Annotated in this window: 22 protein-coding genes; 10 read left to right on the forward strand and 12 right to left on the reverse strand. The window is 71.6% G+C overall.

Translation table 11 applies throughout. From position 1 onward, the window contains the following. The first annotated feature begins 8 nt into the window (after positions 1-8). The 7 genes from E1293_RS13580 to E1293_RS13610 all read left to right on the forward strand — a co-directional run bounded on the left by E1293_RS13580 (position 9) and on the right by E1293_RS13610 (position 5,943). The gene (locus E1293_RS13580; protein WP_132197589.1) at positions 9-587 is read left to right on the forward strand and encodes a helix-turn-helix transcriptional regulator; all 579 of its coding nucleotides are present in this window, start codon (positions 9-11) and stop codon (positions 585-587) included. An 18-nt stretch (positions 588-605) separates the two neighbouring features. Further along, positions 606-1,535 carry a deoxyribose-phosphate aldolase gene (deoC, locus tag E1293_RS13585; protein WP_132197591.1) on the forward strand — a complete coding sequence of 310 codons (930 nt, stop codon included), beginning with the start codon at positions 606-608 and terminating at the stop codon, positions 1,533-1,535. Positions 1,536-1,541: 6 nt separating this feature from the next. Beyond that, positions 1,542-2,975, forward strand: a complete 1,434-nt coding sequence (locus tag E1293_RS13590) for an aldehyde dehydrogenase family protein (protein ID WP_132197593.1) — start codon at positions 1,542-1,544, stop codon at positions 2,973-2,975. Beyond that, positions 2,968-3,822 carry an aldehyde dehydrogenase family protein gene (locus E1293_RS13595; protein WP_132197595.1) on the forward strand — a complete coding sequence of 285 codons (855 nt, stop codon included), beginning with the start codon at positions 2,968-2,970 and terminating at the stop codon, positions 3,820-3,822. The genes E1293_RS13590 and E1293_RS13595 overlap by 8 nt, the downstream gene beginning before the upstream one ends. Before the next feature lie 82 nt (positions 3,823-3,904). Next, entirely contained in the window at positions 3,905-4,807 is a 903-nt protein-coding gene (locus E1293_RS13600; protein ID WP_132197597.1) for a hypothetical protein, read from the forward strand. 6 nt (positions 4,808-4,813) lie between these two features. Beyond that, a complete protein-coding gene (locus E1293_RS13605; protein ID WP_132197599.1) occupies positions 4,814-5,059 on the forward strand; it encodes a DUF2630 family protein in 246 nt (81 codons plus the stop codon). After that, the gene (locus tag E1293_RS13610; protein ID WP_132197601.1) at positions 5,056-5,943 is read left to right on the forward strand and encodes an LLM class flavin-dependent oxidoreductase; all 888 of its coding nucleotides are present in this window, start codon (positions 5,056-5,058) and stop codon (positions 5,941-5,943) included. The genes E1293_RS13605 and E1293_RS13610 overlap by 4 nt, the downstream gene beginning before the upstream one ends. A gap of 182 nt (positions 5,944-6,125) precedes the next feature. On the opposite strand, the gene argS is transcribed toward E1293_RS13610, so the two are convergent. From argS to E1293_RS13640, 6 genes are all read right to left on the reverse strand, one after another. Then, on the reverse strand, positions 6,126-7,871 hold the full coding sequence (gene argS, locus E1293_RS13615; RefSeq protein ID WP_132197603.1) for an arginine--tRNA ligase: 1,746 nt from the start codon (positions 7,869-7,871) through the stop codon (positions 6,126-6,128). Positions 7,872-7,923: 52 nt separating this feature from the next. Further along, positions 7,924-9,105 (reverse strand): phosphate acyltransferase PlsX, encoded by a 1,182-nt coding sequence (gene plsX / locus E1293_RS13620; protein WP_132197605.1) that lies wholly within the window; start codon positions 9,103-9,105, stop codon positions 7,924-7,926. Positions 9,106-9,229: 124 nt separating this feature from the next. Next, a complete protein-coding gene (locus E1293_RS13625) occupies positions 9,230-9,643 on the reverse strand; it encodes a hypothetical protein (protein WP_132197641.1) in 414 nt (137 codons plus the stop codon). A 110-nt stretch (positions 9,644-9,753) separates the two neighbouring features. After that, positions 9,754-10,119, reverse strand: a complete 366-nt coding sequence (locus E1293_RS13630) for a hypothetical protein (protein WP_132197607.1) — start codon at positions 10,117-10,119, stop codon at positions 9,754-9,756. Continuing rightward, positions 10,116-10,979 carry an alpha/beta fold hydrolase gene (locus E1293_RS13635; RefSeq protein ID WP_243716201.1) on the reverse strand — a complete coding sequence of 288 codons (864 nt, stop codon included), beginning with the start codon at positions 10,977-10,979 and terminating at the stop codon, positions 10,116-10,118. Before E1293_RS13635 ends, E1293_RS13630 begins: the two co-directional genes overlap by 4 nt. Continuing rightward, complete coding sequence (locus tag E1293_RS13640) at positions 10,976-11,701, reverse strand: DUF998 domain-containing protein (protein WP_132197609.1); 726 nt, start codon at positions 11,699-11,701, stop codon at positions 10,976-10,978. Before E1293_RS13640 ends, E1293_RS13635 begins: the two co-directional genes overlap by 4 nt. 375 nt (positions 11,702-12,076) lie before the next feature. Between E1293_RS13640 and E1293_RS13645 the strand changes: the two genes are divergently transcribed. Beyond that, positions 12,077-13,393, forward strand: a complete 1,317-nt coding sequence (locus tag E1293_RS13645) for a KamA family radical SAM protein (RefSeq protein WP_132197611.1) — start codon at positions 12,077-12,079, stop codon at positions 13,391-13,393. A gap of 52 nt (positions 13,394-13,445) precedes the next feature. Here the strand turns inward: E1293_RS13645 and E1293_RS13650 are convergent, their stop codons facing one another. After that, entirely contained in the window at positions 13,446-14,639 is a 1,194-nt protein-coding gene (locus E1293_RS13650; protein WP_132197613.1) for an MFS transporter, read from the reverse strand. 59 nt (positions 14,640-14,698) lie between these two features. On the opposite strand from E1293_RS13650, the gene E1293_RS13655 reads away from it, so the two are divergent. Beyond that, positions 14,699-15,673 carry an ArsR/SmtB family transcription factor gene (locus E1293_RS13655; protein WP_132197615.1) on the forward strand — a complete coding sequence of 325 codons (975 nt, stop codon included), beginning with the start codon at positions 14,699-14,701 and terminating at the stop codon, positions 15,671-15,673. A 39-nt stretch (positions 15,674-15,712) separates the two neighbouring features. On the opposite strand, the gene E1293_RS13660 is transcribed toward E1293_RS13655, so the two are convergent. Next, complete coding sequence (locus tag E1293_RS13660; RefSeq protein WP_132197617.1) at positions 15,713-16,402, reverse strand: DUF4386 domain-containing protein; 690 nt, start codon at positions 16,400-16,402, stop codon at positions 15,713-15,715. Between the two features lie 87 nt (positions 16,403-16,489). Here E1293_RS13660 and E1293_RS13665 point away from each other — a divergent pair, with 87 nt between their 5' ends. Next, entirely contained in the window at positions 16,490-16,990 is a 501-nt protein-coding gene (locus E1293_RS13665) for a MarR family winged helix-turn-helix transcriptional regulator (RefSeq protein ID WP_132197619.1), read from the forward strand. Between the two features lie 47 nt (positions 16,991-17,037). Here the strand turns inward: E1293_RS13665 and E1293_RS13670 are convergent, their stop codons facing one another. Genes E1293_RS13670 through E1293_RS13685 form a run of 4 tightly spaced genes read right to left on the reverse strand, consistent with a single transcriptional unit; the run spans position 17,038 to position 20,529 of the window. After that, positions 17,038-17,559: a YbhB/YbcL family Raf kinase inhibitor-like protein gene (locus E1293_RS13670; RefSeq protein WP_132197621.1), complete on the reverse strand. Its 522-nt coding sequence runs from the start codon at positions 17,557-17,559 to the stop codon at positions 17,038-17,040. A 53-nt stretch (positions 17,560-17,612) separates the two neighbouring features. Next, on the reverse strand, positions 17,613-18,488 hold the full coding sequence (locus tag E1293_RS13675; RefSeq protein ID WP_132197623.1) for a carbohydrate ABC transporter permease: 876 nt from the start codon (positions 18,486-18,488) through the stop codon (positions 17,613-17,615). Next, a complete protein-coding gene (locus E1293_RS13680) occupies positions 18,485-19,429 on the reverse strand; it encodes a carbohydrate ABC transporter permease (RefSeq protein ID WP_207938836.1) in 945 nt (314 codons plus the stop codon). Before E1293_RS13680 ends, E1293_RS13675 begins: the two co-directional genes overlap by 4 nt. Beyond that, complete coding sequence (locus tag E1293_RS13685) at positions 19,426-20,529, reverse strand: ABC transporter ATP-binding protein (RefSeq protein WP_132197625.1); 1,104 nt, start codon at positions 20,527-20,529, stop codon at positions 19,426-19,428. Before E1293_RS13685 ends, E1293_RS13680 begins: the two co-directional genes overlap by 4 nt. Positions 20,530-20,531 lie beyond the last annotated feature (2 nt).

Genomic DNA, 20,531 nt, shown 5'->3' on the forward strand with positions numbered 1-20,531 from the left:
GGTGGGTCATGGACGAGTTCAGCCCGTCCGACATCGCGCGGCTGTCCGCGTTGCCGCTGGACGTGCTGACCGTTGCGCTGGGCAACGCGCTCGCCGCCGAGCGCGCCGTGCCGGCCCACCCGGTCCACGCCAGGCGGGGGGCGCTGATGGCGCAGATCTACGCCTTCATGCGGAAGAACCTGGGTGATCCGCACCTCACCCCGGGTGTGATCGCCGAGGCGCACTACATTTCCCTGCGCTACCTGCACAAGCTCTTCCAGCAGGAAGGGCAGACGGTGGCCGGGTGGGTGCGCGAGCGCCGCCTGGAGCTGTGCCGCCGTGACCTGGCCGACCCTGGGCTGACCGCCCTTTCGATCAGCGCTATCGCCTGCCGATGGGGATACCGCAACCCGGCGCATTTCAGCCAGGCGTTCCGCAGCGCCTACGGGCTTTCGCCGCGCCAGTTCCGCCGGCAGCACGCGACACTGCGGAGGCTGAGAGATCGTCCCGTGAGCGAGGGGCGGCCCGAGGCGGCCGTGCGACCCGCCTGGGCCCGCGCGCTGGACGACACCGCTTCGTTGGCCGTCCGTTTTGTGCCCGGGACGTAGTTCGGCGATGCTGGGAGCGTGTCAACGGAGACTCTGAACAGCGCCGCGGATCTGCGCGCCTTCCTGCACGGTCTGCCGGGTGTGGATCAGGTGGGGGCCGAGGAGCGGGCGGCAAGGCTGGCATCGCGGTCGATCAAGACGACGGCGAAGGCGGCGGCGATCGATCTGGCGATCTCGATGGTGGATCTGACCACCCTGGAGGGTGCGGACACGGCGGGGAAGGTGCGGGCGCTGTGCGCCAAGGCCGCCCGCCCCGATCCGTCGGATGCGTCGGTGCCGAAGGTGGCGGCGGTGTGCGTGTACTCCGACATGGTCGAGGTCGCCGTCACCTCCCTGGCCGGGACGGGGATCGGGGTCGCGTCGGTGGCGACCGCGTTCCCGTCCGGGCGCGCGCCGCTGGAGGCCAAGCTCGCCGACACCCGCGCGGCGGTCGCGGCGGGGGCGGCGGAGATCGACATGGTGATCGATCGGGGCGCGTTCCTGGCGGGCGATTACGGCAAGGTGTTCGAGGAGATCGTGGCGGTCAAGGACGCCTGCGGATCCGCGCACCTGAAGGTGATCCTCGAGACCGGTGAGCTGGCCACGCTGGATCATGTGCGGCGCGCATCGTGGTTGGCGATGCGGGCCGGCGCCGACTTCATCAAGACGTCCACCGGCAAGATCTCCCCGGCCGCGACGCTGCCGGTGACGCTGGTGATGCTGGAGGCCGTCCGCGACTACCGGACCGCGACGGGACGCCAGGTGGGGGTGAAACCGGCGGGCGGGATCCGGACCACGAAGGATGCGATCAAGTATCTGGTGCTGGTGAACGAGACCGCCGGGCCGGACTGGCTGACCCCCGACTGGTTCCGCCTCGGCGCCTCCAGCGTTCTGAACGATCTGCTGATGCAGCGTCGCAAGCTGGCCACCGGTGTGTATTCCGGTCCCGACTACTTCACCCTGGACTGAGGGATCATGACGGTTTTCGAGTACGCGCCGGCGCCGGAGTCGCGGGCGGTGGTGGACATCCGCGGCTCCTACGGCCTGTTCATCGACGGCGAGTTCACCGATGGCCACGGTGAGCCGTTCAAGTCCATCAACCCCGCTGATGAGTCGGTGCTGGCCGACATCGCCTGCGCCGACGAGGCCGACGTGGACCGGGCCGTGCGGGCCGCCCGCGCCGCCTACGACAAGGTGTGGGGCCCTATGCCGGGCCGCGAGCGGGCCAAGTACCTGTACCGGATCGCGCGGATCATCCAGGAACGCTCCCGCGAGCTGGCCGTCCTGGAGTCGATCGACAACGGTAAGCCGATCCGTGAGTCGCGGGATGTGGACGTTCCCCTGGTCGCGGCGTGGTTCTTCTACTACGCCGGGTGGGCCGACAAACTCGCCCATGCCGGGTTCGGGTCCGACCCGCGTCCGGTGGGGGTGGCGGGGCAGGTGATCCCGTGGAACTTCCCGCTGCTGATGCTGGCCTGGAAGATCGCGCCCGCGCTGGCGTGCGGCAACACCGTGGTGTTGAAGCCCGCCGAGACCACGCCGCTGACCGCGCTGCTGTTCGCCGACATCTGCCGCCAGGCCGAGCTGCCGCCCGGGGTGGTCAACATCATCACCGGCGCCGGCGACACCGGCCGCACCCTGGTCGCGCACGAGGGGATCGACAAGGTCGCCTTCACCGGCTCCACCGAGGTCGGGCGCCAGATCGCCCGGACCTTGGCCGGCACGAACAAGAGACTCACCCTGGAACTCGGCGGCAAGGCCGCCAACATCGTCTACGAAGACGCCGCCCTGGATCAGGCGGTCGAGGGCATCGTCAACGGGATCTTCTTCAACCAGGGGCACGTGTGCTGCGCGGGGTCGCGGCTGCTGGTGCAGGAATCGGTTGCCGACGACGTCCTGGAGCGGCTCAAGACCAGGATGGCGACGCTGCGGGTCGGTGACCCCCTGGACAAGAACACCGACATCGGCGCGATCAACTCCGCCGAACAACTCACCAAGATCAAGGAGTTGTCGGAGGCGGGTGAGGCCGAGGGCGCCGGGCGCTGGTCGCCGCCGTGCGACCTGCCGTCCCAAGGGTTCTGGTTCGCGCCCACGATTTTCACCGGGGTCGCGCAGTCGCACCGGATCGCCCGCGAGGAGATCTTCGGGCCGGTCCTGTCCGTCCTGACGTTCCGCACTCCCGACGAAGCGATCACGAAGGCCAACAACAGCCCGTACGGGTTGTCGGCGGGGGTCTGGACCGAGAAGGGCTCGCAGATCCTGTGGACCGCGCAGCGGCTGCGGGCCGGGGTGGTGTGGGCCAACACCTTCAACAAGTTCGATCCGGCCTCCCCGTTCGGCGGCTACAAGGAATCAGGGTTCGGCCGCGAGGGCGGACGCCACGGACTGGAGGCCTACCTCAATGTCTGAACGGCTGGCTGTGCGCAAGACCTACAAGCTGTTCATCGGCGGCGCGTTCCCCCGATCCGAGTCCGGCAGATCGTACGTGGTCACCGACGCCAAGGGGCGCTTCATCGCCAACGCATCCCAAGCCTCCCGCAAGGACGCCCGGGACGCGGTCGTCGCCGCCCGCAAGGCCTTCGCCGGCTGGTCCGGGCGCACCGCCTACAACCGCGGCCAGATCCTCTACCGCGTCGCCGAGATGCTGGAAGGCCGCCGCGACCAGTTCACCACCGAACTCCGCCAGACCGGGCTGACCAAACCGCAGGCCAACGCCGAGGTGGACGCCGCCATCGACCGGTGGGTCTGGTACGCCGGCTGGGCCGACAAGATCAGCGCTGTCGCCGGCGCCGCCAACCCGGTGTCGGGGCCGTTCTTCAACTTCTCCACCCCCGAGCCGACCGGCGTCGTCGCCGTCATCGCCCCCGACTCGCCCCTCCTCGGCCTGGTCTCCGTCGTGGCACCGGCGATCGTATCCGGCAACACCACCGTGGTCGTCGCATCCGAACCCGCGCCCCTGCCGGCCATCACCCTCGCCGAGGTACTGGCCACCTCCGACCTGCCCGCCGGCGTCATCAACGTCCTCACCGGCCACCGCGCGGAGATCACCCCATGGCTGGCCTCCCACATGGACGTCAACGCCATCGACCTCACCGGCGCCCCCACCGGCCACGTCCACGACCTGGAGGAGAAGGCCGCGGAGAACCTGAAACGCGTCCTGCGCCCCCAGGACGCCGACTGGACCGCAGAGCCCGGAACCGCACGGATGACCGCGTTCCTGGAGACCAAGACCGTCTGGCATCCCGTGGGCGTGTGATCCAATATGACTCGGCGTGTGTAGAGAGTCACGAAGCGTGGAATAGATCTCCCCGTATCTGATCATCACTGGGGGGAGATCAGTGCCTACCAAGACCGCATCGCGTACGACATCGAGCCGAGGGCCGGCCGGTCGTGCGAAGAGCACATCAGCGACCAAGTCCAGTACGGCCAAGAAGCCGGCGGCGAAGCGGACCTCGGCGGCGAAGTCGCCGACGCGGTCCACGACGTCCCGGTCGGCCGGGAGCAAGAGCGGCACGGCGAAGAAGGCGACGTCCAGCCGGACGAGCGCGTCGTCGTCGGCCGCCGCGACCCGGGTCACCAAGGCCGCGAGCCAGGCCAAGACCGCCGCGACGCAGATGAAGTCGGTGGCGACCAAGGCGTCCTCGTCGGCGAAGGCCATGACGGCGATGACCAAGGCGATGACCAGCGCGACCAAGGCCATGTCCGACGCCGCCAAGGCGATGGACGCGGCGGCGAAGGTCATCACCACGACGGCCAAGTCCGCGAACGGCAGGCGCAGCACGACGGCGAAGAAGTCGCCGTCGTCGAGCAAGAGCAGCGCCGGCAAGAGCACGGCGCGCAAGTCGGCGTCGGCGGCATCCGGCCGTTCGCGGTCGACCACGTCAGCGCGGACGTCGCCGAAGTCGTCCACGACCCGGAAGACGTCCACGTCCAAGACGGCGAGCACGGCGAAGAAGTCGACCGCGCCCAAGTCGAGGACGACGGCGGCGCGCAAGTCGGCGTCCGGCCGGGCGACGGCGAGCACGAGGTCCGGCACGGCGAAGGGGTCGGCCAGATCGAGGACCGCCGCCAAGTCCGGGACGGCGGCCCGCAAGACGCCCGCCCGGCGTGCGATGGCGGCGGGGACGGTGCCGCCCACGTCGCCCGTCGTCGAGCCGAAGACCACCGGTTCGATGCAGCACTCGACGGGGACCGACGGCGGGTTCCTCAGCGGGCTCACCAACTCGCGCCGCGAGCGCTGACGGCCGATGGACGAGAAGGACATCCTGGCCCGCATCAGCGAGTACGTGGGCGAGGAGCAGCGGCTGCGCGACCGGCACCAGCGGCGGGAGCTCGGCCGGGAGGAGGAGCACCGGCGGCTGGAGCGGCTGGAGGTCGCGCTGGACCAGTGCTGGGACCTGCTGCGCCGCCGCCGGGCACGGCAGGAGGCGGGGGAGGTCCCGGACGACGCCGGCGTCCGCCCGCCGGACGAGGTCGAAGGCTACCTGCAGTGACCCGCGGACCGCTGCGCTTCGGCCTCTCGCTGGACCCGGACGTGTCCGCCCCGCTGATCCGCGCCGCGCAGGAGGCGGACCGGTTCGGGCTCGACCTGCTCGGCGTCCGCGACCGGCCGTTCCGGCGCGACACCGCCGACGCGCTCACGCTGCTGGCGGCCGTGCTGGCCGGCACGTCCCGGATCCGGGCGCTGCCGGTGGTGGCGTGCCTGCCGCTGCGCCCGCCCGCCGCGCTCGCGAAGGCGATCGCGACGATGGACCGGCTCAGCGGCGGCCGCGTCGAACTCGGTCTCGGGGCCGGGATGTCGCCGGACGGCATCGAGGCGTACGGCGGTCCGCGGCTCGGCGCCGCGGCGGCGCGCCGGGCCCTAGAGGAGGCCGTGCAGATCATCCGGCTGCACTGGAGCGACCAGAACGGGCTGCGGTTCCAGGGCGAGCACTACCGGTTCGCGGCGGCGCAGGCCGGTCCGGTGCCCGTGCACCAGATCGGCATCTGGCTCGGCGTCACCGGGCCGCGCGGCCTCGACCTCGCCGGACGGGTCGCCGACGGGTGGATCGCGCCGTCGTCCCTCGTCCCGCCGAAGCGGCTCGCGGACGGCCAGCGCCGCCTCGACGACGCCGCGCTGCGCGCCGGCCGCGATCCCGGCGAGATCCGCCGCGTCTACGTCCTCGAAGGGTCGCTGGACGCGAGCGACTCGCGGGGCTTCCTGCACGGCCCGCCCCGCCAGTGGATCTACGAGCTGACCGAGCTGGCCATCGGCCACGGCGTCGACTCGTTCCTGTTCGCCGGCGACCCGGAGCAGCTGCCCGTCTTCGCCCTGGAGGTGGTCCCCGCCGTCCGCGAACAGGTGACCCGCGAACGAGCAGGAGCACTCCAGGCCTGAACCTCAGCCGGGGTCACGGGTAGGCGCGTGGAGCGAGCGGAGCGCGCATGCCCGTCGAGCCGGTCGACCGGAGCGACACGACACCGACCCGCACGGTCACAACAAACCCGCACGGTGGCGTGAGGATCGACCGGCTCGTAACGGGGGTTCCAGGGGGTCGCCCCCCTGGGCCAACGCAGCCCCTACATGCGTTCCGGGGTGGGGACGCCGAGGAGCCCCAGGGCGGTGACGAGCGTGCGCAGCGTGGCCGCGCACAGGGCCAGGCGGGACGCCTTGGTCGCCTCGTCCGGGGCTTTCAGCACCGGGCAGTTCTCGTGGAACGTCGTGTAGGCGTCGGCGACCGAGTAGATGTAACTCGCCAGCCGGTGCGGCTCGGCGGTGTCGCCGGCCTGCTTCAGGACGGCGCCGAACCCGAGCAGCTCCAGCGCCAGCGCCCGCTCGGCCGGGTGGCCGAGGACGATCGGGCCGGTCGCGTCCTCGGGGGCGAGGCCGCCCTTGCGGAAGATCGACCGGATCCGGGCCACCGCGTACTGCAGGTATGGGCCGGTCTTGCCGTGGAACGAGATCATCCGATCGAAGTCGAAGGTGTACTCGCTGTCGAGCGCCACCGAGAGGTCGGCGTACTTCACCGCACCGATGCCCACGTCCTGGACGATCGCGGCGCGGGTCGCGTCGTCGAACGAGGCGTCGTGCTGGACCTCGTCGAACGCGGCGCCGGCCCGTTCGACGGCCTCGTCCAGGAGCTCGGCGAGCTTGACGGTGCCGCCGGCGCGGGTCCGCAGGATCTTGCCGTCGGTGCCGAGGACGTTGCCGATCTTCGCGTGGTCGGCCTTCACCTCGTCGTTCAGCCAGCCCGCCGTCCGCGCGACCGCGAACACCATCTCGAAGTGCAGCGACTGCGGCGCGCCCACCACGTAGATCATCCGGTCGACGTGCTCGGTGTCGACCCGGTACCGGATCGTGGCGAGGTCGGTGGTGGAGTAGTTGTACCCGCCGTCGCTCTTGCGGATGATCACCGGGAGCGGCTCGCCCTCGCGGCCCTTGAAGCCGGGGGGGAACGCGCACAGCGCCCCGTCGCTGATCACCGCGATGCCCTTGTCCTCCAGCTCCTGGGCGGTCGGGGCGAGCAGGTCGTTGTAGAAGCTCTCGCCCTTGATGTCGTCGTCGGTGAGGGTGACGCCGAGCCGGCCGTAGACGGCGTTGAAGTACCGCTTGGACACGTCCACGAGGACGTTCCAGAGCCGCAGCGTCTCGGCGTCGCCCGCCTGGAGCGCCACGACCCGCTTGCGGGACCGGTCGGCGAACTCTTCGTCGCCGTCGAACTTGCCCCGCGCCGCCTGGTAGAACGCGGTCAGGTCGCTGACGGACGAGTCGTCGCGCGCGGCCGCCTCCTCGCCGAGGTCGAGGAGGTGCTCGATCAGCATGCCGAACGGGGTGCCCCAGTCGCCGACGTGGTTGTCGCGGACGACGTCGTGCCCGAGGAACGCCAGGATCCGCGCGATCGCGTCGCCGACGATCGTGGTCCGCAGGTGCCCGACGTGCATCTCCTTCGCCACGTTCGGCGAGGAGTACTCGACGACGACCTTCTGCGGCTCGTCCGCGGCGGGGACGGCGAGCCGCGCGTCCTCCAGGGCCCGCTGCGCCTCGCCGGCGATCCACGTGTCGCTGAGCGTCAGGTTGATGAAGCCCGGCCCGCTGACCTGCACGTCCGACACGACACCGGCGGTGTCGAGGTTCGCGACGATCTCGTCGGCCACGTCTCGCGGCTTGCGGCCCAGCTTCTTGGCCAGCGGCAGCGCCACGTTGGCCTGAAGGTCGGCGAACTGCGACGGCCGGATGACCGGGTCGGCGTCCGCGTACGACGGTCCGAAGGCGGCGCTCAGCGCGGCCCGGACCCGGGCGGCGAGTACGAGTTGCGGATCGGGCATGTCCCAAGGTTATCGGCGCCGCCCCGGCGCCCGGACACGGTTTTCCGCCCGGCTACGGCGCGGCGGGCGGGTCGGGGGCGGTGCTCGCCGCGGGAGACGGGGCCTCCGGGGCCTTCTCGCCGCCGTCGGTGTTCTTGTCGGCGCCGTCGCGTTCGCCGTGTGTCCAGCGCCCGAACCGGGACGTGCGGGTCGCGGCGACGTGCTCGCGGATCCGCTCGACGATCCGTCCGGTGGCCAGCCGGTGCGCCAGCTCGCACGCGGAGGTGATCGCGCGGGCCTCGGACGCGCCGTGCGCGATGACGACGGTTCCGTTCAGGCCGAGCAGGACGCCGCCGCCGTAGGTGTCGGGGTCGAGGCGGTCGCGGAGGTCCTGGAGGCGGCGGCGCTGCAGGAACGCGCCCATCCGCGCGGCCGGGCTGGACGTCATGGCGTCGCGGATCTCGCTGAACGCGGTGCCGATCGTCCCCTCCATCGTCTTGAGGGCGACGTTGCCGGTGAAGCCGTCCGCCACGATGACGTCGGCGCGTCCGCTCAGCAGGTCGTGGCCCTCCACGTTGCCCGTGAACGCGAGGCCGTGGCTGCCGCCCGCGAGCAGCTCGTGCGCCCGCTTGGTGAGCTTGTTGCCCTTGCCGGGCTCGGCGCCGATGTTGAGCAGCCCCACGGACGGACGGTCCAGCTCCAGCAGGATCTGCGCGTACGCGGTGCCGAGCGCGGCGAACTGGACGAGGACCTCCGGCTTGACGTCCGCGGTGGCGCCCGCGTCCAGCAGGATCGTCGGCCGCGGCCGGGTCGGCAGCGCGACGGCGATCGCCGGCCGCAGCACCCCCTGCTGGCCCTTCAGCCGCAGCCGCGACGTCGCCACGACGCCCGCGGTGCTGCCCGCCGACACCAGCGCCGACGCCCGGCCCTGCTTGATCAGGTGGCAGGCGATCGCGATGGACGAGCGGGGCTTGCGCCAGCTCGCGAGCGCGCCCTCGCCCATGTCCAGGGCCTCGTCGGCGTGCACGATCGGGATCTTCCCGACGTAGCCGTACATGTCCAGCTCGCGGCGGATCCGCGGTGCCTGCCCGACCAGCACCACCCGGACCCCGTGCACGCGGACGGCCTCGATCGCCCCGGCGATGATCTCCCCGGGGGCGTGGTCGCCGCCCATCGTGTCGACCGCGATCGGCAGCGGGCGGACCGCCGCGAGGCGAGGCGTCGCCGGGCGCGACGGCTCGCCGGTGCCGGTCATGGCCGCTCCAGGAGGGTGAAGGAAAACGCGGTGCGCCGCAAGAACGCAGCTCATCGCATCGTAAGACGTTCTTTCACCTGTCTTGACGGCGGCGGGCCGGAGTGGCGATCGTCACCCGGCCCGGTCAGCCCTCTTTCCGGACGCAGTCGGCGCCTAGGCACGACGCGTTCTGCACGACCGGCCGGCCGTCCACGAGGATCGTGTAGTACGCCTTGTGGGTCTCCTCCTCGCCGCTGCCGAGCACCTTCACCGGCTTCTTGTCCGAGGTGGTGCCCGTGCAGGACACGCGCATCTTCTTCTTCGTCCAGCCGGGCAGGTCATCGCATTTCAGTGGCGACCCAAGGTCCACGCCGCGCTTGTGCAGCTCGGCGGCGGCGGTCACCGGCAGCGCCTTGCGCAGCGCGGCCTGCGTCTTGTACTGCAGTTCGTCGCGGCCCGACAGCAGCAGGTACGCACCGCCGCCCACCGCGATGAGCACCAGCAGCCCGGCGGCACCGAGGATCAGCGCTTTCTTGCGGCTGAGGTTGAGGTGCGGCATCTTCACGCGCGGTATCTTCACACCCGCTACGTCACCGACGGTACGGGCCTGTATGCACTGCGTGGTGGGTTTTTCCGTTCCGTATGCGGATTCCTTGCCCTGCCGGCGGCTCAGCGGTTCTGGTCGTCGCAGCCCAGGCCGAGGCAGTCCTTGCGCAGCACCTCGCGCCCATCGATGGTGACGGTGTAGGACTCGCGTGGACGTTCCGTATCGGCGTCGTAGGCGATGCCCTCTACGGCGACACGTTCGCCGGTCGTGGTCTCGCCCGTGCAGGACACGCGCACGACGGAGTCCGTTTCGCGGCCCGGAGACTCGCACATGGGACGGGCCTGCAGCTCGATGCCTTTGGCCTGCAACTCGTCCACGACCCCGTCGGTGACGGCGTTGCGGTACGCACCGTCCGAGATCCGCTGCATGACCTTGCAGCCGGACATGGTCAAGGCCAGCACGACCGCCAGCACGATGATCCGCCTCATGCCGCCGCTCCCCGCTCCCGGAGCCCCGCGACCGCGTCGGCCACCACGTCGGGACGGTCGAGCGGGACCATGTGCAGGGCGTCCGGCAGCTCGATCCGCGTGCCGAGCGGGCTCATGCGGGCGAGCCACGCGTGCCCCTCGGCCCATTCGCGCCGATCGCCGGGCTTGTCCACGTCGCCCAGTGCGGTCACGACGGCCAGCGGGACGGGCGGGAACGGCCGTCGCTCGCGGAGCCGCGCCAGGTCGACGGCCATCTCCCGGTACGCCAGCTCCTCCGCGATGACCGTGCCGATCACCGTCCCGCGCCCGTACACCGACCGGACGACGTCGCCGGGGACGGCCTCGTCGCGGCGGCTCGTGTGCTTCAGGACCAGCCGGCGGCCGAACGGCCCGGCGGCCTTCGCCAGCCGCGTCGCGCCGAGGACCGCGCCCGCCGCCCCGGCCAGCGGGGTCAGCGCGGCGGCGAGCCGCACCGCGACGTGCGGGTCGCGCTCGTAGCTCGGGTCGACCAGCACCACGCCCGCGACGAGCCCGGGACGAGTCCTGGCCAGCGCCTCGGCGTGGAACGCGGCCATCGAGTGCGCGAGGACGGTCACCGGCCGGCCGGCCCGCTCCGCCAGCGTCGCCATGATCGCGGTGTCGCGGCGCAGCGTCGGCGGCGCGGCCGCGGCGGGGCTGAGCCCGAGGCCGGGACGGTCGAAGACGATCACCCGGTACTCGTCCCGCAGCAGCGCGATGGACGGGGCCCAGTCGAACCAGGCGCCGCCGAGCCCGGAGGACAGCAGCAGCGGCGGCGCGTCCGCCGGCCCCGACTCGACCACGTGCACCTGCTCGCGCCCTATGTTGATGATCGCGCTCACAGGGACGCCCTCTCCGGCGCCGCGGACGCCTTCCGCGCGGCCTGTGCCGCCTTCCGGTGGTCGGAGTACAGGGCCCAGGCGATGGTCAGCAGCCCCAGGCACAGCACGCTGATCTGCACCCGCTGGACGACCCCGAGCCACTGCCCCATGTACATCGCGACGAGCGTGCCCAGCGCGAACACCGACTCGGCGAGCGCGAGCCGCCAGCCCCAGCGGGCGAGGGCCGGCCACCAGCCGTACCGGCGCGCGGCGAGCGACAGGAGCAGCAGCGCGGCCACCCCGCAGACGATCACGGCGGAGCTGGTCACCGAGTGGAACTCGTGGGAGAACGACACGTGCTCGGATCGCTCCCGCAGCGCGCACCAGGTCTCCAGGCTGGGCGCGCAGTCGAGGGGGAAGGACGCGTCGCCGATGGCGCACACGCCGAACAGGGCGAGGAACGCCCAGCCGGCGGTGGCGAGCGGCTTGCGGGTGAGCCTGCGCAGCGTCGCGACCGCCACCAGGATCGACAGCACGCCGGTGATGAAGTCGCCCGCGCTGTAGACGAGGTGGAACGGCTGGTCGGCGGCTGAGAGCTCGCTCACATAGCCGTTGAAGAAGTCCAGCTTGGGGCTGAGCAGGTTCTCCAAGAAAAAAGTTGCGTAACTTGCCGTTGCCACTGAAGCCAGGACGATCACGTATGGGGGAGCTGTGCCCGGCCCGTCCCGCTCGTCAGAGTCCATCCGGCCCCCCTCTCGTCCGCACGCCGTGTGCGCCGATCGGTCCTGCCCGCCCCGGCCAGTATTTCCGAAGATCCCGTCAGTGTGTGACCTGGGGCGGCGTTAGACGAGTATGCGCTGGCCGAAGCCTTGCCGCAGGGTGATGGAGAAGTTGACGTCCCGTAGTCGTTGTCTGAACGCCGGGACGTCCACGATGATGACGGAGCGATTTGCCGGAATCGTCGTTGACCTGCCTTTGTCTCCGCGTGGTAGGGGGTATCAATTCGGCATGAACCCGTCCTAAAGGGTTGAATGGGGGTGTCCCGAGCAGTTCGGATCACGGTCCGTGACGACGCGCCGGGGGTGCGCTTCCCCGCTGACAGCAAGGAGAACCAACACGTGACACTGGTGAACGACGCGGCTCCCGCAGTGCGATCCACCGGTCGCAAGTTCCGCGCCTTCACGGCGAAGCACCTGGACGAGCTGACCGCTCGCGCGGGGCTCTCGCCCGCGCAGCGGCTCGCGACCCGGGCGGTGGCCACGGTCCTGCCGTTCCGGACCAACGCCTACGTCATCGAGGAGCTCATCGACTGGTCGGCGGCGCCCGACGATCCGATCTACCGGCTGGTGTTCCCCCAAGAGGACATGCTCCCCGCCAAGGACGTCGCGCACCTGGCCGACCTGCTGAGCAGAGAGGCCCCCAAGGCCGAGGTCGAGGCCGCCGCCCACGACGTGCGGATGAAGCTGAACCCGCACCCGGCCGGGCAGATGGAGCTGAACATCCCCAGCTTCGGGGACGGCAAGATCCCCGGCATGCAGCACAAGTACGACGAGACCGTCCTGTACTTCCCCAAACAGGGCCAGACCTGCCACGCGTACTGCACGTACTGCTTCCGCTGGGCCCAGTTCGTCGGCGAGGCCGACCTGAAGATGGCCGGCGACGAGCCCGCCGCGCTGCGCGACTACCTGCTCGCCCACCCCGAGGTGACCAGCGTCCTGTTCACCGGCGGCGACGCCATGATCATGGGCGAGCCGGTGCTGCGCCGCTACGTCGAGCCGCTGCTGGACCTGGACCAGCTCGAATCCATCCGGATCGGGACGAAATCGCTGGCCTACTGGCCGCAGAAGTTCGTCACCGACCCGGACGCCGACGACATGCTGCGGCTGTTCGAGCAGGTCGTCGAGTCGGGCAAGAACCTCGCGTTCATGGCGCACTTCACCCACCCGCGCGAGCTCGAACCCCTCATGGTCAGCGAGGCGTGCCGGCGCATCCGCGACACCGGCGCGATCATCCGCACCCAGGCCCCCCTCATCCGGACGATCAACGACGACGCCCCGACCTGGGAGACCATGTGGCGCGCCCAGACCCGGATGGGCCTGATCCCCTACTACATGTTCGTCGAGCGCGATACGGGCCCGCAGGATTACTTCGCCGTGCCCCTCGCCCACGCCTACGACATCTTCCGGGACGCCTACAAGAACGTCTCCGGCCTGTCCCGGACGGTGCGCGGCCCGTCGATGTCGGCGACCCCCGGGAAGGTCTGCGTGGACGGCGTCCTCGACCTGATGGGCGAGAAGGTGTTCGCGCTGCACTTCATCCAGTGCCGCGACGCCGACCTGGTCGGCAAGCCCTTCTTCGCCCAGTACGACCCCGAAGCGGTCTGGCTGGACGACCTGAAGCCGGCCTTCGCCGACCGCTTCCCCTGGCAGAAGTAGCCCGCCCGTCTGTGGCGTGTTGCCCTCACGGCGGGGCAACACGCCACACCCGTCAGCGCAGGTGGCGTGCCAGGGCCAGGGAGGCGGCCAGGGCGGCGGCGCCGCACAGGGCGATGACGTGGGCGGGGGAGAGCGACTCGCCGAGGGCGCCCGCGGCGGCGATGCCGGCGGCCTGGCCCGTCATGAGGCCGCTGCCGTACAGGCCGATCGCCTGCCCGCGGATCTCCTCGGGCACCGCGTCCACCAGGCGGCGCTGGACGGCCAGCTCGTAGCCGAGCCCGGACGTCCCCGCCGCCATCAGCGCGCACGCCACCGGCAGGCCCGGCTCGAAGGCGAACAGCAGGAGCGGAGCGCCGGTCAGCGCCGCGAGCGGCAGGGTGAGGCGTTCCCGCAGGCCGGGACGTATCCACCGGCCCACCACGAGGTTCCCCGCGAACATCCCGGCCGCCGCGGCGGACAGCAGCAGCCCCGCCGCGTCCGGATCGCCCAGCCGGCCCGCGTACGGGACCGCGAGCCCCTCCGACCCGACCGACAGGGAGATCGGCAGCCACCCGGCCAGGAGCAGCCCCCGCGTGCCGCGGGCCCTCAGCAGGCGCCCGTTGGTCCGCCACGTCTCGGCCGCCATGCCCGTGGACGCCGGACGGGCCGCGGCCGGGACGTCCGGCAGCCGGAACCGCGCCAGGGCCGTGGCCAGCGCCGCACTGGCGGTCGCGAGCCAGAGCGTCCCGGACGGGGTGAGCACCGACAGCAGCAGCCCGCCCGCGGCCTGCCCCGCGATCTGCGCGCCCGCGCTGGTCATCGTGAACAGCGACCGGCCGAGGACGTAGCCGTCCCCCGGGAGCAGGGCGGGGAGGCGGGCCTGGACGGTCGCGCCGCCGACCGGCGCGAACAGCCCCGCCACCACGAGCAGCGCCATCACCAGCGGCAGCGGCAGGCCGCCCAGCGCGAGGACCGCCGTGACCGCGAGGCGCAGCAGGTGGTAGCCGGTGAGGAGCCGCCTCGCCGGGACGCGGTCGGCGAGGGAGAGCAGCAGCGCGCCGCCGACCACGTACGGGAGCATCCCGGCGGCGAAGACGAGGGCCGCCGCGACGGGCGAGCCCGTCCGCTCGAACGCCTGGACCGACAGCGCGATCGTGCGGATCGAGTCGCCGCCGACCTGGAGGGTCTGCAGCGAGAACAGCGTCCGGAACTCCTGGACGCCGAACACGTCGCGGTACCGGGCGGAGGTCGTCGGGGGTGCGGTCATGACGGCGACTCTGCGGCCGGAGGCCACGGCCCGGATAATGTTTCGGGGAGGAGCGAAACATGTACCGCATCGAGGTGGGGCCGGGGGACCTCGCGGCCAGCCGGTTCGGGATCGCGCCCCTGATCGAGGTGCAGAGCGCGCTCGGCCTGCTCGCCGGCCGGGTGCCGATCGGCCTGATGGGCCCGTGGGTGGAGCGGGCCCGGCCCGCCTACCGGCGGGTGGCCGGAGACCCGGCGATCAGGGCGCTGGCCTTCCTGCGCCGGCAGCACGGGTACATGGCCGACTTCGTCGTCCCGCCGCCCGCCCGGCCGAACCTCACGATCGCCGAGCAGCTGGCGACCGTGCGGGCGACGCCGCTCGGCCAGGCGCGCCGGGAGATCGCCCGCAACCTGGCGGGCCTGCCGGAGCCGGATGCCGTCGTCCGGGACGTCCTGGAGGCCCCTGACGTCGCCGAACGGCTCGCGACCGGGCTGGAGACCGCCTGGCTGGCCCTCCTGGAGCCGGACTGGCCGGTGCTGCGGTCGATCCTGGAGCGCGACATCGTCCACCGGGCCGGGCGGCTGGCCGCCTACGGCTGGGCGGAGGCGCTGGACGGCCTGTCCCGGCAGGTCCGCTGGCGGGACGGCGTCATCGAGGCCGACATCCGGGCCGACGCCACCTTCCGGCTCGGCGGCGGCGGGCTGATGTTCGTGCCCGTGGTCTTCTCCGAGCTCGGCGCCGCGCTCGAACAGGACTGGCCGTACACGCTCATGTACCGGGCCAGGGGAGTGGCGGCGCTCTGGGAGACCCGTCCGCCGCACGACTCCGGCGCCCTCGCGAAGCTGGTCGGCCATACTCGCGCCGACCTGCTCCGCCTCCTCGCCGAACCGGCTTCGACCACCTCGCTGAGCGCGCGGCTGCGGATGAGCGTCGGCGGGGTCGGCGACCATCTCGCCGTGCTGCGCGCGTCCGGGCTCGTCACGCGGGAGCGCAGCGGCCGGTCCGTCCTGTACCGGCGGACGGCCGTCGGGGACGTCCTCGCCGGCGACGCCTGAGGCCGCCCCGGTTCGCGGGACGGCCTCGGCGCGGACGGCTCAGGCACGCTTCTGGCGGGTGCGCGGGAGCATCGCCGCCGCGACCACGAGCCAGATGAGGCCGCCGAACCGGATGACCGGGATGAGCGGGGCGAACCCGTCGGCCAGCAGGGTCAGCGTGGACACCATCCCCGCGGCGGCCAGGACGAGCCCGATCCAGGTCAGCGGGCGCGGCAGCAGCCGGGCGAGCAGGCCGGTGACCGAGATCCCGGCGACGAGCATCGCGAAGCCCGCGCCGTAGAAGGGGCCGCCGGCCAGGAACGACAGGTCGGCGAGCGCGCGGGCGAGCGCCGGGCTCGCGTCCGCGGGCAGCCGCCCGCCCGTCCAGGCGAGCATCGCGCTCAGCGCCAGCGCGACGGAGGCCAGCAGCCCGCCGGCGAAGGTGATCGCCGAGCCGGGCGCGGTGATGCCGAGGGCGCGCAGCCGCCGGTAGAGGACGGCCGCCAGCAGGGCGAGGGGGATGGCGGAGCCCAGCAGCAGCCAGGAGCCCGCGTTGATCGCGGTGCCGTGCTCCTGCGCGTACCGCAGCACCTCGGCGCCCGTGGCGTCCGGGTGCGGGGTGGCGCGGTTGGCGATCACGTAGCCGACGGTCAGCGCCGTGAACGACAGGGCGGGGACCAGCAGCGGCGGCCCGGACTGCGGCCGGTGTCCGGAGGTCGCGGGACGTTCTGGAGCGGAAGCGGTGGTCATGACGTCTCCTCGTTGTCGTGCGGTCGTTGCTATACATCCGATAATGATTACAAAGCAGAACGATTGTCAAGCCGCTATCATGTACACATGGATATGAACGAGGAGGAGGGGCGTCCCGCGATCCCGGTGGGGGTGGCGTTCCTGCTGGCCCAACTGGGCGCGCACGGGGCCGCCCGGTTCGCCGAGCGGATCGCCGAGCTGGACCTGACGCCGCCGCAGGCCGGGCTGCTGCGCATGCTGGCCGGTGCCCCCGGCCGCAGCCAGCGGGAACTCGCGGGCCGGCTGGGCATGCCGCCGAGCCGCTTCGTCCCGTTCGCCGACGAGCTGGAGGAGCGCGGGCTGATCGAACGCCGCCGCAACCCCGGCGACCGGCGCCTCTACGCGCTGTACCTGACCGAGAAGGGCTTCGCCCTGCTGGCCGGGCTCGCGGAGGCCGGCGCGGCGCACGAGAAGGAGATGTGCCAGGCGCTGTCCGACGACGAGCACCGGCAGGTGAAGGCGCTACTGGAGCGCATGGCCGAGCAGCAGGGGCTCGGCAGGGGAGTCCACCCCGGCTACCGCGGCGTCAAGCCCGGCCGGACGGGATGAGACGGCGAGGCCGCCCCGGCGTGCTGCGGGACGGCCTCGGCGGACGCTCAGACGCCGTACTCGGGGACGATCGCGGCGCGGGCCAGCGTGTGGGCGGTGATGTTGAAGCCCACGACCGCCGGGGACGTGTCGGAGTCGAGGCCGAGCGAATCCACGTCCAGCGCGTGGACGGTGAACACGTAGCGGTGCGGGTCTCCGGGCGGCGGGGCGGCGCCGCCGAACGCCTTCGTCCCATAGTCGGTGCGGGCGTGCACGCCGACCTTGGAATCCTCGGTGCCGGCGCCGGTGGGCAGCTCGGTGACGCTCGCGGGGATGTCGAACAGCGACCAGTGCCAGAAACCGCTGCCGGTCGGCGCGTCCGGGTCGAAGCACGTCACCGCGAAGCTCCTGGTCTCGGCGGGGAACCCCGACCAGCTCAGGTGCGGGGACTCGTTGCCGCCGCTGAAGCCCCAGTCGTTGAACACGTGCCTGTCCGCCAAGCGCTCGCCCTCGGTGACGTCGTCGCTGGTGACGGTGAACGACGGAACCTCGGGCAGGTGCTCGTGCGGAAGCGGCGGCTTGCCGGCCATGGCGACCTCCTACATCAGAATCTGCTTGTTCCCCCCCATCTCTATCAGGGGCCTCACGTCTTGACGGCGCCCATGGTGAAGCCCGTGACGAAACGGTCCAGGAAGAGGTTGAACAGGAACGCGATCGGCACCGCCGTGATGACCGTGGACGCCTGCAGCGACTGCCAGAAGAACACGTCCCCCCGGACGAGCTGGGTCGGCACGCCCGTGCTGACCACCATCTCCGGGCTCGCCGACACGAACGCCAGCGCGTACACGAACTCGCTGGACGTGAGCGTGAAGCTGAACACGACGACCGCCACGATGCCCGGGAACACCAGCGGCAGGACGATCCGCAGGAACGCGCCGAGCCGGCTGTAGCCGTCCACCATGGCCTGCTCCTCGACGTCCTTCGGAACGGCCTTCAGGAACCCGATCAGCAGCCACACCGACACCGGGATCGTGATCGTCGGATACACGACGATCATCGACCAGAGCGAGTCCTCCAGGTGCAGCGCCACCACGACGCGGGTCAGCGACAGGAACAGCAGCGACGGCGGCACCAGGTACACCATGAAGATCGCGATGCCCATCGGCGTGCCCCACGGACGGTCCAGGCGGGCCAGCGAGTACGCGGCCGGAAGCGCCAGCACCAGCGTGACCAGCACCACGGCCGCGCCCACGATCAGGGTGTTCACCACGAACGTCAGGAACGGCGTGTCGGTGAACAGGAACGTCACATGGTCGGGCGTCGCCGGCTTGTTGAAGAAGAACGGGTTGCTCTCCGGGTTGTAGAGGTCCTGGTTCTGCTTGAACGCGCTGACCACGCTCCACAGGAACGGCAGCGCGCACACCAGCGCCGCCAGGATCGCCGCACCGTACACGCCGCACCGCGCCGCCACATGCCGCCGCGCGTACTTGCGCCGAAGCGCCACGACATCGGTGGTCATTGGGCCTCCCAACGTCGGACCGTGCGCAGGATCGCGATGGCGCCCGCGAGGAGCAGCGGGAACAGGAACAGGGCGATGGCGGCGCCCTGGCCGACGTCCCCGCCCTCGATGCCCCGGAAGTACGCCCACGACGCCAGGACGTCGGTCGAGTGGGTCGGGCCGCCGCGCGTCAGCACGTACGGGACGGTCATGTCGGTGAACGTCATGATCGCGCCGAACAGCCCGGCGACCGCGATCACCGGCAGCGTCAGCGGGACGGTGACCTCGAACATCCGCCGCCAGAACCCGGCGCCGTCGATCCGCGCCGCCTCGTCGATGTCGCGGGGGATCGCGACCAGCCCGGCCATCACGATCACCGCGGCCAGCGGCGTCAGCCGCCACGTCTGCACCGCGATCACCGACCCCATCGCGGTGCCCGGCTGCCCGAGCCACACGATGTTCGCGTCGATCAGCCCGAGATGGCGCAGCACCCAGTCGACCGGCGAGTAGATCGAGTCGAGGAACCACAGCCACGAGATCGTCGACAGCGCCACCGGCGTCGTCCACGGCAGCAGCACCAGGAACCGGACGAACCACTTGCCGCGGAAGTCGGCCACCAGGATGTTGGCGAGGATCTTCCCGAACAGGACGATCAGCACCATGCTCACCAGCGTGAAGACGAGCGTGTTGCGCAGCGCCCGCCAGAACACCCCGTCCGCGAAGATCTCGTCGAAGTTGCGGAACCCGACGAAGTCGAAGGACGGGTCGCCGGTCGTCACGTCCGAGAACGCGAACGCGATGGCCAGCAGGAACGGGATGCCGACCAGCGCGACGATGTAGACGACCGACGGCAGCAGCATCACCCACGCGAGGAACCCGTCGCGGTCGGCGAGCCCCGCCTTGACCCGCCGCCCCTCCGCCGTCGCCACGGCGGGCTTGGGGCCGCTCCGCGCGTGCGTCACGGTGCGTCTCCCGGGGGCGCGTCCCCGATCGCCGCATCCGCGATCGGCACGGGCGCCGTCCGGTTGCCCGACTCGGCGTCGAAGAACCGGAGCCGCTCGGACGGCACCGCGAACGCGTGCGTCTCCCCGGCCTCCAGCGGCGTCGCCACGGTGGCGGGCAGCCGGGCGATCACGCGGGTCTGCGCGCCGATGCCCGTGATCGTCCCGTAGACGTGCCGGTCGCCGGACAGGTACTCCATCCGCTCGACCTGGAACGGCATCGTCAGCCGCGGCTCCGTCACCACGTTCTCGACGGGCAGCAGGTGCTCCGGCCGGAACCCCACCAGCACGCCGTCCCGCTTGACGAGGTTCATCGGCGGCGACCCGATGAACGTCGCGACGAACGTGTCGGACGGGTCGTCGTACACCTCCTGCGGCGTCCCGACCTGCCGGACGCGGCCGTGCTCCAGCACCGCGATCCGGTCGCCGAGGCCCATCGCCTCCGCCTGGTCGTGGGTGACGTAGATGGTGGTCGTCCCGACCCGCTCCTGGAAGCGCTTCAGCTCGTCCCGCGCGGTCGCGCGCATCTTCGCGTCGAGGTTGGACAGCGGCTCGTCCAGCAGGAACACCGCCGGGTCCCGGACGAGGGCGCGCGCCAGCGCCACCCGCTGCCGCTCACCGCCCGACAGCTGGCGGGGCTTGCGGCGCAGCAGCGGCTCGATCTCCAGCAGCTCCGCCGCCCAGGTCGCCTTCTTCTCCCGCTCCTCCCGGGCCATGCCCTCCGCCCGCAGCGGGAAGACGATGTTGTCCCGCACCGTCTTGTGCGGATACAGCGCATACGACTGGAACACCATCGCGATCTGCCGGACCCGCGGCGGAAGCCCGTTCACCACGTTCCCGCCGATCAGGACCTCGCCCTCGGTGGGCTGCTCCAGGCCCGCGATCGTGCGCAGCAGCGTCGTCTTCCCGCAGCCGGACGGCCCGAGCAGCACCAGGTACTCCCCGGGCTCGGCCGCCAGGTCGACGCCGTCCAGCGCGCGGACTTGGTCCGACCGCCCCCGGCGGGCCCGCACATGCCCGTCGAAGGTCTTCACCAGCCCCTTCACCTCTACGGTGTTCACGG

Origin of the sequence: Actinomadura darangshiensis (assembly GCF_004349235.1) — a bacterium.
GTDB lineage: Bacteria > Actinomycetota > Actinomycetes > Streptosporangiales > Streptosporangiaceae > Spirillospora > Spirillospora darangshiensis.

Bases quoted from the DNA above. Each gene is read 5' to 3' on its own strand.
- E1293_RS13580 (WP_132197589.1), top strand. From the start codon at position 9: ATGGACGAGTTCAGCCCGTCCGACATCGCGCGGCTGTCCGCGTTGCCG.
- E1293_RS13590 (WP_132197593.1), top strand. From the start codon at position 1,542: ATGACGGTTTTCGAGTACGCGCCGGCGCCGGAGTCGCGGGCGGTGGTG.
- E1293_RS13595 (WP_132197595.1), top strand. From the start codon at position 2,968: ATGTCTGAACGGCTGGCTGTGCGCAAGACCTACAAGCTGTTCATCGGC.
- E1293_RS13605 (WP_132197599.1), top strand. From the start codon at position 4,814: ATGGACGAGAAGGACATCCTGGCCCGCATCAGCGAGTACGTGGGCGAG.
- argS (WP_132197603.1), bottom strand. From the start codon at position 7,871: ATGCCCGATCCGCAACTCGTACTCGCCGCCCGGGTCCGGGCCGCGCTG.
- plsX (WP_132197605.1), bottom strand. From the start codon at position 9,105: ATGACCGGCACCGGCGAGCCGTCGCGCCCGGCGACGCCTCGCCTCGCG.
- E1293_RS13625 (WP_132197641.1), bottom strand. From the start codon at position 9,643: ATGCCGCACCTCAACCTCAGCCGCAAGAAAGCGCTGATCCTCGGTGCC.
- E1293_RS13630 (WP_132197607.1), bottom strand. From the start codon at position 10,119: ATGAGGCGGATCATCGTGCTGGCGGTCGTGCTGGCCTTGACCATGTCC.
- E1293_RS13640 (WP_132197609.1), bottom strand. From the start codon at position 11,701: ATGGACTCTGACGAGCGGGACGGGCCGGGCACAGCTCCCCCATACGTG.
- E1293_RS13650 (WP_132197613.1), bottom strand. From the start codon at position 14,639: ATGACCGCACCCCCGACGACCTCCGCCCGGTACCGCGACGTGTTCGGC.
- E1293_RS13655 (WP_132197615.1), top strand. From the start codon at position 14,699: ATGTACCGCATCGAGGTGGGGCCGGGGGACCTCGCGGCCAGCCGGTTC.
- E1293_RS13660 (WP_132197617.1), bottom strand. From the start codon at position 16,402: ATGACCACCGCTTCCGCTCCAGAACGTCCCGCGACCTCCGGACACCGG.
- E1293_RS13665 (WP_132197619.1), top strand. From the start codon at position 16,490: ATGGATATGAACGAGGAGGAGGGGCGTCCCGCGATCCCGGTGGGGGTG.
- E1293_RS13670 (WP_132197621.1), bottom strand. From the start codon at position 17,559: ATGGCCGGCAAGCCGCCGCTTCCGCACGAGCACCTGCCCGAGGTTCCG.
- E1293_RS13675 (WP_132197623.1), bottom strand. From the start codon at position 18,488: ATGACCACCGATGTCGTGGCGCTTCGGCGCAAGTACGCGCGGCGGCAT.